The sequence below is a fragment of the Mycobacterium sp. genome (assembly GCF_035623875.1).
Taxonomy (GTDB): domain Bacteria; phylum Actinomycetota; class Actinomycetes; order Mycobacteriales; family Mycobacteriaceae; genus Mycobacterium.
In genome coordinates this window covers 12,093-26,510 of the sequence record NZ_DASPSP010000245.1, presented here as the reverse complement: position 1 = coordinate 26,510, position 14,418 = coordinate 12,093, and the positions used below count along the sequence as shown (strand labels likewise).

Below are 14,418 nucleotides of genomic sequence, written 5' to 3'. Positions count from 1 at the left end.
TTAGAGCCTACGAGAGCCGGTGAGCCGCGCCACCGCGAGCATCGCTGAGGTGACCTGCGCGATCTCGTCAGGCGTACAGATGAACGGCGGCATCGCGTACACCAGGTTGCGGAACGGTCGTAGCCACACCCCGTGGTCGATGGCTGCCGGGGTGGCGATCGGCAGGTCGACAGGCCGGTCGCACTCGATGACACCGATCGCCCCGCACACCCGGACGTCGGTCACCGACGGCAGTGCACGCGCCGGTTCCAGTCCGGTAGTCAGCCCGGCGCTGATCTCGGCAACCGACGACCGCCAGTCTTGGCCGAGCAGCAAGTCGACGCTGGCCACCGACACGGCGCAGGCCAGCGGGTTGGCCATGAAGGTGGGACCGTGCATCAGCGCCCCCGCCTCACCGGAGCTGATGGTGTGCGCGACGTCGGTGGTGCACAGGGTCGCGGCCAGGCTGAGGTATCCGCCGGTGAGCGCCTTGCCGACGCACATGATGTCGGGGCTGACGCCGGCGTGGTCGGCGGCGAACAGTTCGCCGGTACGGCCGAATCCGGTGGCGATCTCGTCGAACACCAGCAGCACGTCGTACCGACGGCAGATCTCCCGCAGGTCGGCCAGGTAGCGCGGATCGTGGAAGCGCATCCCGCCTGCGCCCTGTACCACCGGCTCGACGACGACCGCCGCAAGTTCGTCGGCGTGGCCGGCCAGCTGCGCCTCGAACGCCGCGCTGTAGGCGGCGTCGTAGTCGCGGGGCACCTGCGGGGCGAACACTTGCCGGGCCAGGATGTCGGTCCACAGCGAGTGCATGCCGCCGTCGGGGTCGCAGATGCTCATCGGTGTGAAGGTGTCGCCGTGATAGCCGCCGCGCCAGGTCATCAGCCGCCGTTTGCCGGGCCGGCCGCGGCTGCGCCAGTACTGCAGCGCCATCTTCACCGCGACCTCCACCGACACCGATCCGGAGTCGCAGAAGAACACCGTCTCCAGCCCCGATGGCGTGATGTCGACCAGCAGCTGCGCCAACCGCGCGGCGGGCTCATGGGTCAGTCCGCCGAACATGACGTGGTTCATCGTCGCCAGCTGCCCGGCCATCGCCGCGTCCAGGACCGGGTGACCGTGCCCGTGGATGGCCGTCCACCAGGAGCTCATCGCATCGAGCACCTCGACCGGCTCACCGTCGCGGATCAGCGTCAGGCGGGCGCCCCGGGCGCCGACGGCGACCACCGGGGCCACTGCTTCGGCGCCGATGGTGCTGTAGGGATGCCATAAATGCGCCGCGTCGATCGCGCTGATCTGCTCGGGTGTGAGCCCAGACGTCCCTGCGGCCGCAGAAGTCATAGAGAACGAGGGTAAAGCAGCCGATCGACGCGCCGGCGACGATGCAGCGCCTGACGACGATGCAGCCCGCGAAGCGGGGTGAGGAGGAGTCGGGCAATTTGAAGCGATAAAGAGGAGCGGCGCTGTGGCCGTGCCCTGCGGCCCGCAGCCTTCTGTCGCAGAAACGCTGACCATCCGGCAGCATTAAGCAACTATGGCTTCGCCGCAACAGTTCTATGACCCGTCCACGGGCGATTCTGCCCGTTCCTCAGCCCCTTCCGCGCCTCCGGTACTGCGGTTGCGACTTGTCCCATGGGACGTCATCTGCACGATCGCGTTGCTGGCGACGCTCCTGGTCGCGGCCACCGCGACGGATTGGGGATCGCGGCTCTTCGGCTTCCTGAAGGACGTGTGCACGGGTGACGACTGCCCGCCGGTGCCATACGGCGTCGACTTCTATATCTACCCGGTGGTCTGGGGCAGTATCGGTGCGGCGATCGCGGCGGCCGTGGTCGGCCCCGTGGTGTCCCTGCTGAAGGGTTGGTACCTGTCCTTCTGGCCGCTCTTGGCGATCGCGATCATCCTGTTGAGCTCGGTGGCAGGTTCTGTTTTGACCGCTTTTTGCAGCCAGTATTGGCACTGAGGGCGCCAGCCCGGCATCACGTGTTCACAGAAACCGCGATGAGACCGAAATCACAACTGCCCACGCAAGATTGAGTCGCCGACCTGCGAGCGGTCACCGTTCGGTCACGGTACGACAAAAAATCCTTTGTGAAGCGCCTTCGCTATAGCCGCCGCAGCCATTTGTTGCCAAAGTGTCTGTAGTGACTGTTGTGAATTCAGCGGTTCATCGAGGGTTCGCGTCTTCTTCCATGTCCTCACGGACATTAGGTGACGGCGTGCGGCCCCCAACGGGGCAGGCCAGCGCATGAATCTCTGCGGTGAACCGGCAGGAATGACGGCGGATGCGCGAAGTCACGGCGCTGAGGCCACAGAGAGGTGATCCACATGAGAGGCAGCTACGCCGTCCCGACCAGTCTGGCCCTGTTGCTGGCGCTACCGATGATCAACCCCCACTCCGCGACAGCTGACCCGGGCCCCACGCTGGTCGGCTATCAGCAGTCGACCAGCTATGTGATTCAGCGCGCGCTTTCACAGCGCGGTGTGCCGTTCCTGTACGGCGGCGGCAACGCCGCCGGCCCCACCCGCGGAACCGGGCTAAAAGCGAACGTCGTCGGATTCGACGCGTCAGGTTTGATCCAGTACGCCTATGCCGGCGCAGGGCTCAAGATGCCGCGGACCTCGGGCGAGCAATGCAACGTCGGCCGCAAAGTTGCGCCCTCGCAAGCGCACCCTGGCGACTTGCTCTGCTATGGCCCCGGTGGCACGCAAAGCGTCGCGATGTACCTGGGCAACGGCCAGATGATCGAGGCCACCGAGCCTGCCGTCACGGTCTCGGCGGCGCGCACAAGCGGGATGGTCCCCTACTTGACCCGAATCATCGAGTCCTGACCGGCAACCCGCCGGCGCGCCGTTAGCGCAGTGTCGGCGGTCGCCGGGTTGGGTAGATTGTCTGTCAATCATGATGACCGTCTCCCCGACCCGGCCGGCCGTCGCCACCATCGCGGAATCCGCCCAGTCCTCGATGGGAAACCGGAAAGCAGGGTTTTACCGCCACGACCTCGACGGGCTGCGTGGCATCGCCATCGCACTGGTCGCGATGTTCCACGTGTGGTTCGGCCGGGTTTCCGGCGGGGTGGACGTGTTCTTGGCGCTGTCCGGCTTCTTCTTCGGCGGCAAGTTGCTTCGCGCGGCGCTGAACCCGGCCTCGTCGCTGTCGCCGGTGCCCGAAGTGCTTCGACTGGTCCGCAGGCTGCTGCCGGCTCTCGTGGTGGTGCTGGCAGGGTGCGGGATGCTGACCATCCTCATTCAGCCGGAGACCCGCTGGGAGACCTTCGCCGACCAGAGCCTGGCCAGCCTCGGCTACTACCAGAACTGGGAGCTGGCCAGCACGGTGGCTGACTATCTGCGGGCGGGCGAGGCGGTCAGCCCGCTGCAGCACATCTGGTCGATGTCGGTGCAGGGCCAGTTCTATATCGCGTTCCTGGCGCTGGTTTTCGGATTCGCGTTTCTGTTCCGGCGCCGTCTCGGCAACCGGTTGCGGACGACGTTCGTAGGGCTGCTCAGCGCGCTGGCGGTGGCGTCGTTTGTCTACGCGAACTTTGCCCACCAAGCCAACCAGGCGACCGCCTACTACAACAGCTTTGCGCGGGCTTGGGAGCTGCTACTGGGGGCGCTCGTCGGCGCGCTGGTCCCCTACATCCGGTGGCCGATGTGGCTGCGCACGGTGATCGCCACGATCGCCTTGGCGGCGGTGTTGTCCTGCGGCGCGCTCATCGACGGCGTCAAGGAGTTTCCGGGGCCCTGGGCGCTGGTGCCCGTCGGGGCAGCCGTGCTGTTCATCCTGGCCGGCGCCAACCGGTACGCCGATCCCACCACCAGCGAGAAACTGCCACTGCCGAACCGGCTGCTGGCGGCCGAGCCCTTGGTAAAGCTCGGCGCGATGGCCTACTCGCTGTACCTCTGGCACTGGCCGCTGCTGATCTTCTGGCTCGCGTACACCGGCCACCGGCACGCCAACTTCGTCGAGGGCACGGCAGTATTGCTGATATCCGGAGTGCTGGCATATCTGACCAACCGTTTCGTCGAAGATCCCCTGCGCCACCGCGGAGCCGTGGATACCGTGCCCGCACCGGTCCCGGCTATCCCATGGCGGGTGCGGCTACGCCGTCCCACCATGGCGCTGGGATCGACGGTGGCGATGCTGGGCGTGACGCTCACCGCGACCGCGTTCACCTGGGTCGAGCATGTCAGCGTGGAGCGCGCCAGCGGCAAGGAGCTCAGTGGGCTCAATTCCCACGACTATCCCGGTGCCCGCGCCCTCGTCAAAAATGTGCGAGTACCCAAGCTCCGGACGCGGCCCACTGTGCTGGAAGCCCAGACGGATTACCCGCCGTCCACCCGCGACGGCTGCATCAACGACTTTGCCAACACTTCGGTGATCACGTGCACCTACGGCGACAAGAACGCCACCCGCACCATCGCCCTTGCCGGCGGCTCGCATGCCGAGCACTGGCTGACCGCGCTGGACATCCTCGGCCGCAGGTACCACTTCAAGGTGACGACCTACCTCAAGATGGGCTGTCCGCTGTCCACCGAAAAGATGCCGTTGGTGATGGGCAACAATGCGCCGTACCCGGAGTGCCGCGACTGGGTGCCCAAGGTGATGGCCAAGGTGGTAGCTGACCATCCGGACTACGTGTTCACCACGTCGACCCGGCCCTGGAACATCAAGCCCGGAGATGTGATGCCCGGAACGTATGTCGGGATCTGGCAAACGTTCTCCGACAACAACATTCCGATCCTCGCAATGCGGGACACCCCGTGGCTGGTCAAAGACGGTCAGCCGTTCAACCCGTCGGACTGCCTGGCCAAGGGCGGTGACGCACTGTCGTGCGGTATCAAGCGCTCCGACGTGCTGGCCGACCACAACCCCACCCTCGACTGGGTCGAGCAGTTCCCCCTGCTCAAACCGCTGGACATGAGCGATGCCGTCTGCCGTCCCGACATCTGCCCTGCCGTCGAGGGAAACGTGTTGGTATACCACGACGCTCATCATCTGTCGGCCACCTACATGCGCACCATGACTAATGAGCTGGGTGGGCAGGTCGGGGCGGCCACCGGCTGGTGGTGACGCCCGGCGACGATGGGCAGCAGGGCGATCAGATCCGGCCGCCGATAAGGTCGAAGGATGCCGCCGTCAGATCCGACCAATGGTGCCGCTGCGACTCCGCCCGCACTGGCCACCGTATGGCCCGGAAGTAGCTATCCACTGGGCGCCACTTTCGACGGCGGTGGCACCAACTTCGCGCTGTTCTCCGAGATCGCGGAAAAGGTCGAGTTGTGCCTGATTCACAAGGACGGGCACGAGACTCGGATCCCCCTCGACGAGGTCGACGGATACATTTGGCACGCCTACCTGCCGACGGTCAGCCCAGGGCAGCGCTACGGGTTTCGGGTTCACGGACCATTCGACCCCTCAGCCGGTCACCGATGTGACCCCAGCAAGCTATTGCTCGACCCGTACGGCAAGTCGTTCGACGGCGAGTTCAAGTTCGGCCAGGCGCTGTTCTCCTACGACACGGCCGTCGCTGCTGAAGATCCGGCCGAGACCGGCACTCCCCCGCAGGTCGATTCGCTCGGGCACACCATGACCAGCGTGGTCATCAATCCGTTTTTCGACTGGGCGACCGACCGGTCGCCGCGAACGCCCTATCACGAGACGGTCATCTACGAGGCGCATGTCAAAGGGATGACCCAGACCCACCCGGCTGTCCCCGAAGCACTCCGTGGCACTTACGCCGGTCTGGCGCACCCGGCGATCATCGATCACCTCAAATCGCTGAATGCCACCGCGATTGAATTGATGCCAGTGCACCAGTTCCTCCACGACAGTCGGCTGCTGGAGTTGGGGCTGCGGAATTACTGGGGCTACAACACCTTTGGGTTCTTCGCTCCGCACAGCCAGTACGCCGCAAATCGGCAGGCCGGCGGTGCGGTGGGTGAATTCAAGACAATGGTCCGGGCATTCCATGAGCAAGGCATCGAGGTAATTCTCGACGTGGTGTACAACCACACCGCCGAAGGCAATCACCTCGGCCCGACGATCAACTTCCGCGGCATCGACAACGCCGCGTACTACCGGCTCGTCGATGAGGACCTGAGGTTCTACAAGGATTTCACCGGCACCGGCAACAGTCTCAACGCCCGCATGCCGCACACCTTGCAGCTGATCATGGACTCGCTGCGGTACTGGGTGATCGAGATGCACGTCGACGGCTTCCGGTTCGACCTGGCGTCCACGTTGGCCCGCGAGTTCTACGACGTCGACCGGCTGAGCGCGTTCTTCGATTTGGTGCAGCAGGATCCGGTGGTCAGCCAGGTCAAGCTGATCGCCGAGCCTTGGGACGTCGGCGAAGGCGGCTACCAGGTCGGCAACTTCCCGGGTTTGTGGACCGAATGGAACGGGAAGTACCGCGATACCGTGCGTGACTACTGGCGGGGCGAACCCGCCACCCTCGGCGAGTTCGCGTCCCGGCTCACCGGGTCGTCGGACCTCTACGAGGCGACTGGCCGGCGTCCGAGCGCCAGCATCAACTTCGTGGTCGCCCACGACGGGTTCACACTGAACGATCTGGTGTCCTACAACGAAAAGCACAACGAGGCCAACGGTGAAGACAACCAGGACGGCGAAAGCTACAACCGGTCCTGGAACTGCGGCGTCGAGGGCCCTACCGATGATCCGGAAATCCTGGATCTGCGTCGGCGGCAGATGCGCAACATCATCGCCACGCTGATGCTCAGCCAGGGAACTCCGATGGTTGCGCACGGCGACGAGATAGGGCGCACCCAGTACGGCAACAACAATGTCTACTGCCAGGACTCCGAGCTGTCCTGGATGGACTGGTCGCTGGTGGACAAGAACGGTGACCAGCTGGCGTTTACCCGCAAAGTGACCGCCTTGCGTAAAAGCCATCCGGTCTTTCGCCGCCGCCGGTTCTTCGAGGGGCGTCCCATCCGAAGCGGCGACCAGGTGCGCGACATTGCCTGGCTGACGCCCGCGGGCGACGAGATGACTTCGGAGGACTGGGACAGCGACTTCGGCAAGTGCATCTCAGTCTTCCTCAACGGCGAGGCGCTGCCCGAGCCCGATGCACGCGGAGAGCGGGTGGTCGACGATTCGTTTCTGCTGTGCTTCAACGCACATGACCACGCAGTGGATTTCGTCATGCCTCATGACGACTACGCCAAAGAGTGGACAGCGGAACTGGACACCACTGACGCCACCGGTGAGGTGAAGCTGGTCGTGGGCCATGGCGGCGAAGTCTCCCTGCCGGGACGAGCGCTGCTCGTGTTTCGTAAGACCCAGTAGCGCATGGCATTTCCGGTCCTGTCCACCTACCGGTTACAGCTGCGAGGTGAGTCGAGCGGTTTCGGATTCACCTTCGCCGACGCCGAGAACCTGCTCGACTATCTCGACGAGCTCGGGGTGTCGCATGTGTATGTGTCCCCCATTTTGACCGCCGGAGCAGGGTCAACGCACGGCTACGACGTCACCGACCCGACTACGGTGTCGGCCGAACTCGGCGGCGCGGAGGGCTTGGCGCGGCTGTCGGCGGCGGCCCGGGCCCGCGGCATGGGGCTGGTCGTCGACATCGTCCCCAATCATGTCGGAGTCGACCAGCCGGAGCAGAACCCATGGTGGTGGGATGTGTTGCGCCACGGCCGGTCGTCGGCCTACGCGCCGTTCTTCGACATCGACTGGGAGCTCGACCGGGATTCCGGGCGCAGCCGAATTGTTCTGCCACTGCTAGGTTCTGACGATGACGCCGCCGATCTCACGGTAGACGGCGACATTTTGCGGCTCGGCCGGCTGGCGTTGCCGATCGCGCCGGGCACCCACGGTGGCAGCGGTGCGCAAGTGCACGAGCGCCAGCACTACCGGCTGATCGGTTGGCGGAACGGGCGGTGTGGTTATCGCCGTTTCTTTTCGATCACATCGCTGGCGGGGCTGCGCCAAGAAGATCGTTCGGTGTTCGACACCAGTCACGCCGAGGTGGCCCGCTGGTTCGCCGAGGGATTGGTCGACGGCGTACGCATCGACCATCCCGACGGCTTGTCGGATCCATCGGGGTATTTGCGCCGGCTGCGCGAACTCATCGGCCTCGACGCCTGGATCGTGATCGAGAAGATCCTCGCGGTCGACGAGGCGTTGGAGCCGACGCTCCCCATCGCCGGCACAACCGGTTATGACGTGCTGAGGGAAGTCGGCGGTGTTTTCGTCGACCCGAACGGCGCACCGGCGTTGACGGCGTTGTTCGAATCCGCGGGCATCGACTACCAGCAGATGCCGGCCATGCTGGCCGACCTCAAGACCGCCACGGCCACCGATACCCTGGCCAGCGAGCTGGGCAGGCTGCGACGGTGCATCGTCGCAGCCGCCGGCGCCGACCATCCTCAACTGCCCGCAGCGCTGGTGGCGCTGTTCACTCACATCGGCGTCTATCGCAGCGATTACCGCGGCTTGGCCGCGATACTGCCCGCTGCGCTGGCGGCAACCCAGTCTGCCGCACCGGAATTGGATGCTCCGCTGCAGATGATCGCGACCGCGTTAGCCGACGGCGGTGAGCCGGCGGCGCGGCTCCAGCAGCTGTGCGGCGCGGTGACGGCCAAGGCCGTCGAGGATTGCCTGTTCTATCGTGACGCCCGGCTGGTGTCGCTGAACGAAGTTGGCGGCGAACCACATCGGTTCGGCGTCGGCGCCGCCGAATTCCATCAGCGCGCCGCAACTCGCGTCCGATTGTGGCCGCAGACGATGACGACGTTGTCCACCCATGACACCAAACGCAGCGAAGACGTCCGCGCCCGCATCGGTGTGCTGTCGCAGGTGCCGTCGCTGTGGGCCGAATTCGTTGCCCGCTGGGAGACCATGGCTCCTGCCCCCGACCCGGCAACCGGATTGTTTCTGTGGCAGAACATTTTTGGCGTGTGGCCAGTCGGCGGCGAGGTTACCGGCGAGCTGCGCGAGCGGTTACACGCCTACGGCGAGAAAGCGATACGAGAAGCGGCCTGGCACACGACATGGCAAGACCCGGACGCCGACTTCGAGGATGCGGTGCACAGCTGGCTGGACGCCGTGCTGGACGGGCCGGTGGCGCGCGAGCTGACCGGTCTGGTGATCCGGCTGCAACCGCACGCCGAGAGTGACGCGCTGGGTCAAAAGCTGCTCGCGCTGACCGTGCCCGGCGTGCCGGACATCTATCAGGGCACCGAGTTGTGGGACGACAGCCTGGTCGATCCGGACAACCGGCGTCCGGTGGACTACGCCGCCCGACGGCAGGCACTGAAGTCCCTGCAGCATCCTAAGATTCGTGTCGTCAAAGCGGCCTTGCAGGTGCGTCGCGCGCGTCCGGACACCTTCCTGCGGGCTGGTTACCACCCGCTGCTCGCCGCGGGAGCTGGCGCCGATCATGTCGTGGCGTTCCGGCGCGGTGACGACGTGCTGGTCGCGGTGACGCGCTGGACGGCGCACCTCGAACACATCGGCTGGGGCGATACGGTATTGGCGGTGCCCGACGGTTCGTGGACCGACGTGTTGACCGGTGCGGTGGTCACCGGGCCGGTGTCGGCCGCCGAGTTGTTCGCCGAGCTGCCGGTGGCGCTGCTGGAGCGCACCGATGCGTGAATTCGCCGTGTGGGCACCTAAACCGGAGAAAGTCCGCCTCGACGTCGCCGGCGAAGTCTATCCAATGACACGCGGTCGGGACGGCTGGTGGCGGGCCACCGTCGACACGGCACCAACCGCGCGCTACGGGTATCTCCTCGACGACGACCCGAAGGTACTGCCCGACCCGCGATCGCCCCGCCAGCCCGACGGCGTCCACGGGTCCTCGCAGCTGTGGGAGCCGACCGCGCAGGCCTGGACGGACGGCGGCTGGACCGGCCGTTCGGTGCAGGGTGCGGTGATCTACGAACTGCACATCGGCACCTTCACGCTCGAGGGCACCTTCGACTCGGCGATCGAAAAGCTGGATTATTTGGTGGATCTCGGCGTTGGCTTCGTCGAGGTGATGCCGGTCAACGCGTTCTCCGGCACGCACGGCTGGGGATACGACGGGGTGCTGTGGTACGCCGTGCACGAACCCTACGGCGGACCCGACGGGCTGGTCCGGTTCGTCGACGCCTGCCATCGCCGCGGCCTGGGGGTGCTGATCGATGCGGTGTTCAACCACCTTGGCCCGTCCGGCAACTACCTGCCCCGGTTCGGCCCGTACCTGTCGTCTGCGAGTAACCCGTGGGGAGAAGGCATCAACATCGCCGACGCCGACTCCGACGAAGTGCGCCGCTACATCATCGACTGTGCGCTGCGCTGGATGCGCGACTTCCACGCCGACGGCCTGCGCCTGGATGCCGTGCACGCGCTGGTGGACACCACCGCGATCCACATCCTGGAAGAGCTGTCGGCCGAAACCGAGGCACTGGCTGAGCAATTGGGCCGTCCGTTGTCGCTGATCGCCGAGAGTGACCTGAACGACCCGCGGCTTATCACGCCCCGTGCTGGCGGCGGCTACGGGATCACTGCGCAGTGGGATGACGACATCCACCACGCCATCCACACCGCCGTGTCCGGGGAGCGGCAGGGCTACTACGCCGACTTCGGTTCACTGGCCACACTGGCGAAGACGTTGCGCAACGGCTTCTTCCACGCAGCGACATATTCGTCGTTTCGGAAACGGCGGCACGGGCGGCCGTTGGACACGGCAGACAGCTCAGGGATTCCGGCGACCCGGCTACTGGCCTACACCTGCACTCACGACCAGGTCGGTAATCGTGCGCTGGGAGATCGCCCGTCGCAGAACCTGTGCTACGGTCAGCTGGCGGTTAAGGCCGCGCTGGTGCTCGGGTCTCCCTACACCGCAATGCTTTTCATGGGAGAAGAATGGGGCGCGTCGACCCCGTTTCAATTCTTCAGCTCCCATCCAGAACCCGAGTTGGCGCGCGCCACCGCCGAAGGACGCAAGAAGGAGTTCGCCGATCACGGCTGGGACGCTGACGAGATTCCCGACCCGCAGGACCCGCAGACCTTCGCGCGCTCGAAATTGGACTGGAGCGAGGCCGACACCGGTGAACACGCGCGACTGCGCCGGATCTACCACGACCTGATCGCACTGCGGCGCAGTGAAACCGACCTAGCCGATCCATGGCTAGACCGTATGGTGATCGACTACGACGAGGACCGGCGCTGGATCGTCATGCATCGTGGCCGGCTCGCGATCGCCTGCAATCTGGGCGCCGAGGCGGTGAGTGTCCCGGTCACCGGCGAGGTGGTGTTGTGCTCCGCTTCGCCCAGCGTCGGCGTCACCACTACCGACCTGCAACCGTATTCGTTCGCGATCCTGCGGACTGTGGATAACTGACTACCCGTCGGCGCCCGCGACCGCTGATGATGCGGGCATGAGTCATCACGACCTGTTGCCGATCCCGCCCATCGAGACCGCGAGCGATCCCGTTCGTTCGGCCGCCGATCTGCGCCAGCGGTGGCGTGCGCTGATGGGGCCGCTGGGATTTGAGGAACGGCTGCTGTGGTTCGGCCTGATCGGGCCGGATCGTTGCTTTACCAAGCAGCTCAGCCAGGTGCCAGTCCGCCCGCGGCCCCAGGGCCGAATCCTATGGAACCTCATGTCAGCGTTGCGCACGCTGCTCGACGACCTGGGACCGGGAACCACGGTGGCAATGCTCCTGACCGGGCCCGGGCGCGGCCCCGTCTCGCCGGCCGACCGGGTGTGGTCGAAAACGCTGACGGACATGGCCGACCGGTTCGCTGTTCCCTTGGAACCGATCTTCCGCGCCAACGACGAATCGCTCGAACAGATATCCCAGAGCCAGTGATGCGTGAATCTGTGCGTGCCGTGTGCGCACTCGCCGCCTCTGCCGGGCGACACGATGCGGCAAAAAATCGTGGGTAACTACTCTTATCAATGGATTTCGTCATGTCTTAAAGTGCCGCAACGACCGCCCCAACGAACGAGTCGTGGTACCCGGCATGGTTTTTAGTGAGGAACCGGGCGTTACTCCTCGCGGAGGCTAATCGGCGTATGCGGCGTCCCCTTCAGGCGAACCGGCGGGCGTCCTAATGGCCACCGGCGGCGTTCGCAGGCGCAGGATCTCCTCGAGTTCTTTGCCCAGTGCGGTCCAGTTTGACGCTGTCATGGCCGAACTGCTTTTCGAACGGTGTGGGCTGCCGCCTTCCTCCGGCGGTCCAAACGTACCCATCAGCTTCCCTGTTTATTGAAAATTGTTTTCATTAAGGATGGCTTCACGCTACAGTCTCCGGTGGCGCTTGTCGAAAACAATCGCCGATCAACTCCCCCGACAACCCAACCCAACCCCCGCCCCGGCCCACCCAACTCGTCTCGACCGTGAAGCGACTAACCGCTATCTCGCCGGCGACGGCCTAACGTCTACTCGACGCCCTCGAAGACGAAATCTTTGCGCCGTTCACCAGCGCAGGGCACCATGCCTTCGTCAGCCTGTTACAACGCGCAGCCAGCAGCGCAGAATTGCTCAGCGCGATCCACCCCGGCCTAACTCGACGCAGAAGCGTCATCTCGCCGTCGGCAACCTGAGATCCCTGTACCGCCAGTCCGAGAAGGTTGATTCCGCTCTCGAGTGCTAGCCCCTGTTAATGCTCGTCGTAGTGGTCGCCGTGAGCTGCGTGTCGGCAGCCATCGTGGATGTAGTCGACATGGTCGCCATGCGGGACCGCCACGTGGCCACAGCCATCGCCGTGCACATGGTCGTGTTCCGCATGCACCTCATGCTCGCCGGAGGGCTCGCATTCGTCGTAGTGATTGTCGTGCCGCCGATGAAGGTGACCGTCGTGCAGATAATCGACGTGATCACCGTGCGGGACTGCAACATGTCCGCAGCCTTCGCCGTGGACATGCGCGTGATCGATGTGTTCGTTGTGGATTGTCTCGGTCATCGTTCTCCGCCGTTTCGACCCGGTTCTATGCTATCGGTGCTCGCGCCTGCCCACCTTACGGTATGACCGGTCGTTAGTCGGCAGAAACGGAAGGCGACTCAAGTGTCGTGGATGCTGGCTTTGCGCAAGGGAATCCGCGACGGCAACCACACGGCAGTTCCGCTATTCGCGCTGTCTAGGTCGACCTGGGAAAGTGCACACGAGGGCTACAGCAGATAGCGGTAGGCCGCCGAGCCCGGCTCGATGGTTTCGATTTGCATCTCGGTAGCCCGCATACGTTCCAATAGCCCGTCGTAGTCCGCAGCCGAGCCCAGCTCGATACCCACCAGTGCCTCACCGGTTTCCCGGTTGTTGCGCTTGACGTACTCGAACAGCGTGATGTCGTCGTTGGGCCCCAGCACGTCGTCCAGGAACCGGCGCAGCGCCCCGGGCTCCTGCGGAAAGTCGACCAGAAAATAGTGCTTGAGGCCCAGATGAACCAGCGAGCGCTCCAGCACTTCGCCATACCGGGACACGTCATTGTTGCCGCCCGAGACCAGGCAGACCACGGTGGTGTCCGGCTCGATGCCCGCTTCCAGCAGGCCCGCGACCGCCAACGCACCCGCGGGCTCGGCGATGATTCCCTCGTTTTGATACAGGTCGAGCATCGCGGTACACACCGCGCCCTCGTCGACGGTGGTGATCGACACCATGTCACCGGCGGCGGCCAGCGCGGCATAGGTCAGCGTGCCCGCCCGTCGCACCGCCGCGCCGTCGACGAACTGGTCAACGTGGTCCAGGGTCACCGGCTCCCCGGCGGCCAGCGCGGCCATCATCGCCGCGGCACCGGCGGGCTCGACACCCAGTACCGCGGTGTTGTTCGTCCGCTCGGCGAGGTAGGTGGTGATGCCCGCGATGCAGCCGCCGCCGCCCACCGGGACCACCACCAGGTCCGGCTCCCCGTCGAGCTGATCAAGCAGCTCCACGGCGATAGTCCCCTGCCCGGCGATGGTGCGCAGGTCGTCGTACGGTGGCACCAGCGTGGCGCCCGTGCGCGCCACGTCAGCCAGCGCCGCCGCGGCCGCCAGATCGTAAGTCGACCCGCCCACGATCAGTTCGATAAATTCTCCGCCGTGATACCGGATGCGGTCGCGCTTCTGTTTCGGGGTCTTGGCCGGCACGTAGACGCGGCCGTGCACGCCCAGCGTCCGGCAGGCGAATGCGAAGCCCTGCGCGTGGTTTCCCGCCGACGAGCACACCACGCCCGCGGCCAGCTCGTCGTCCGACAGCTGCACCAATAGGTTGTAGGCGCCGCGCAACTTGTACGAACGCACCACCTGCAGGTCTTCGCGTTTGAGGTAGACGCTGGCCCCGGTCGTAGCGGACAACCGGTCGCTGAACTGTAGCGGTGTCGGCGTGACCACCCCGGCAATGCGCTTCGCCGCGGCATCGATCTCGGCCGCAGACAGCGGCCCACCACCCGGGGTGCCGGGGCCTTGGCTCAGTTCGGCGGACACCGGTCAATGGTG

At 65.3% G+C, this 14,418-nt stretch carries 10 protein-coding genes and 1 pseudogene; 7 read left to right on the top strand and 4 right to left on the bottom strand.

The annotated features are described in order from the left end of the window. Positions 1-1,326: an adenosylmethionine--8-amino-7-oxononanoate transaminase gene (locus VEI45_RS19985; RefSeq protein ID WP_324856263.1), complete on the bottom strand. Its 1,326-nt coding sequence runs from the start codon at positions 1,324-1,326 to the stop codon at positions 1-3. Positions 1,327-1,519: 193 nt separating this feature from the next. Here VEI45_RS19985 and VEI45_RS19980 point away from each other — a divergent pair, with 193 nt between their 5' ends. The 7 genes and pseudogenes from VEI45_RS19980 to VEI45_RS19950 all read left to right on the top strand — a co-directional run bounded on the left by VEI45_RS19980 (position 1,520) and on the right by VEI45_RS19950 (position 11,814). After that, entirely contained in the window at positions 1,520-1,948 is a 429-nt protein-coding gene (locus VEI45_RS19980; RefSeq protein WP_324856262.1) for a hypothetical protein, read from the top strand. A 365-nt stretch (positions 1,949-2,313) separates the two neighbouring features. Further along, a pseudogene (locus tag VEI45_RS19975) lies at positions 2,314-2,808 on the top strand (NlpC/P60 family protein); the annotation flags it as partial. Positions 2,809-2,887: 79 nt separating this feature from the next. Beyond that, positions 2,888-5,059: an acyltransferase family protein gene (locus VEI45_RS19970; RefSeq protein WP_324856260.1), complete on the top strand. Its 2,172-nt coding sequence runs from the start codon at positions 2,888-2,890 to the stop codon at positions 5,057-5,059. A gap of 57 nt (positions 5,060-5,116) precedes the next feature. Further along, the gene (glgX, locus tag VEI45_RS19965) at positions 5,117-7,297 is read left to right on the top strand and encodes a glycogen debranching protein GlgX (RefSeq protein WP_324856259.1); all 2,181 of its coding nucleotides are present in this window, start codon (positions 5,117-5,119) and stop codon (positions 7,295-7,297) included. A gap of 3 nt (positions 7,298-7,300) precedes the next feature. Then, positions 7,301-9,610 carry a malto-oligosyltrehalose synthase gene (gene treY, locus VEI45_RS19960; protein WP_324856258.1) on the top strand — a complete coding sequence of 770 codons (2,310 nt, stop codon included), beginning with the start codon at positions 7,301-7,303 and terminating at the stop codon, positions 9,608-9,610. Further along, the gene (gene treZ / locus VEI45_RS19955; RefSeq protein ID WP_324856257.1) at positions 9,603-11,342 is read left to right on the top strand and encodes a malto-oligosyltrehalose trehalohydrolase; all 1,740 of its coding nucleotides are present in this window, start codon (positions 9,603-9,605) and stop codon (positions 11,340-11,342) included. The genes treY and treZ overlap by 8 nt, the downstream gene beginning before the upstream one ends. 37 nt (positions 11,343-11,379) lie before the next feature. Continuing rightward, entirely contained in the window at positions 11,380-11,814 is a 435-nt protein-coding gene (locus VEI45_RS19950; protein ID WP_324856256.1) for a hypothetical protein, read from the top strand. A gap of 195 nt (positions 11,815-12,009) precedes the next feature. On the opposite strand, the gene VEI45_RS19945 is transcribed toward VEI45_RS19950, so the two are convergent. The 3 genes from VEI45_RS19945 to ilvA form a co-directional block, all read right to left on the bottom strand. Next, a complete protein-coding gene (locus VEI45_RS19945; protein WP_324856255.1) occupies positions 12,010-12,135 on the bottom strand; it encodes a hypothetical protein in 126 nt (41 codons plus the stop codon). A 472-nt stretch (positions 12,136-12,607) separates the two neighbouring features. Next, positions 12,608-12,910, bottom strand: a complete 303-nt coding sequence (locus tag VEI45_RS19940) for a hypothetical protein (protein WP_324856254.1) — start codon at positions 12,908-12,910, stop codon at positions 12,608-12,610. A 206-nt stretch (positions 12,911-13,116) separates the two neighbouring features. Continuing rightward, positions 13,117-14,406: a threonine ammonia-lyase gene (gene ilvA, locus VEI45_RS19935; protein WP_324856253.1), complete on the bottom strand. Its 1,290-nt coding sequence runs from the start codon at positions 14,404-14,406 to the stop codon at positions 13,117-13,119. Between the last annotated feature and the right edge of the window lie 12 nt (positions 14,407-14,418).

Bases quoted from the DNA above. Each gene is read 5' to 3' on its own strand.
- VEI45_RS19985 (WP_324856263.1), bottom strand. From the start codon at position 1,326: ATGACTTCTGCGGCCGCAGGGACGTCTGGGCTCACACCCGAGCAGATC.
- VEI45_RS19980 (WP_324856262.1), top strand. From the start codon at position 1,520: ATGGCTTCGCCGCAACAGTTCTATGACCCGTCCACGGGCGATTCTGCC.
- VEI45_RS19970 (WP_324856260.1), top strand. From the start codon at position 2,888: ATGATGACCGTCTCCCCGACCCGGCCGGCCGTCGCCACCATCGCGGAA.
- glgX (WP_324856259.1), top strand. From the start codon at position 5,117: ATGCCGCCGTCAGATCCGACCAATGGTGCCGCTGCGACTCCGCCCGCA.
- treY (WP_324856258.1), top strand. From the start codon at position 7,301: ATGGCATTTCCGGTCCTGTCCACCTACCGGTTACAGCTGCGAGGTGAG.
- treZ (WP_324856257.1), top strand. From the start codon at position 9,603: ATGCGTGAATTCGCCGTGTGGGCACCTAAACCGGAGAAAGTCCGCCTC.
- VEI45_RS19950 (WP_324856256.1), top strand. From the start codon at position 11,380: ATGAGTCATCACGACCTGTTGCCGATCCCGCCCATCGAGACCGCGAGC.
- VEI45_RS19945 (WP_324856255.1), bottom strand. From the start codon at position 12,135: ATGACAGCGTCAAACTGGACCGCACTGGGCAAAGAACTCGAGGAGATC.
- VEI45_RS19940 (WP_324856254.1), bottom strand. From the start codon at position 12,910: ATGACCGAGACAATCCACAACGAACACATCGATCACGCGCATGTCCAC.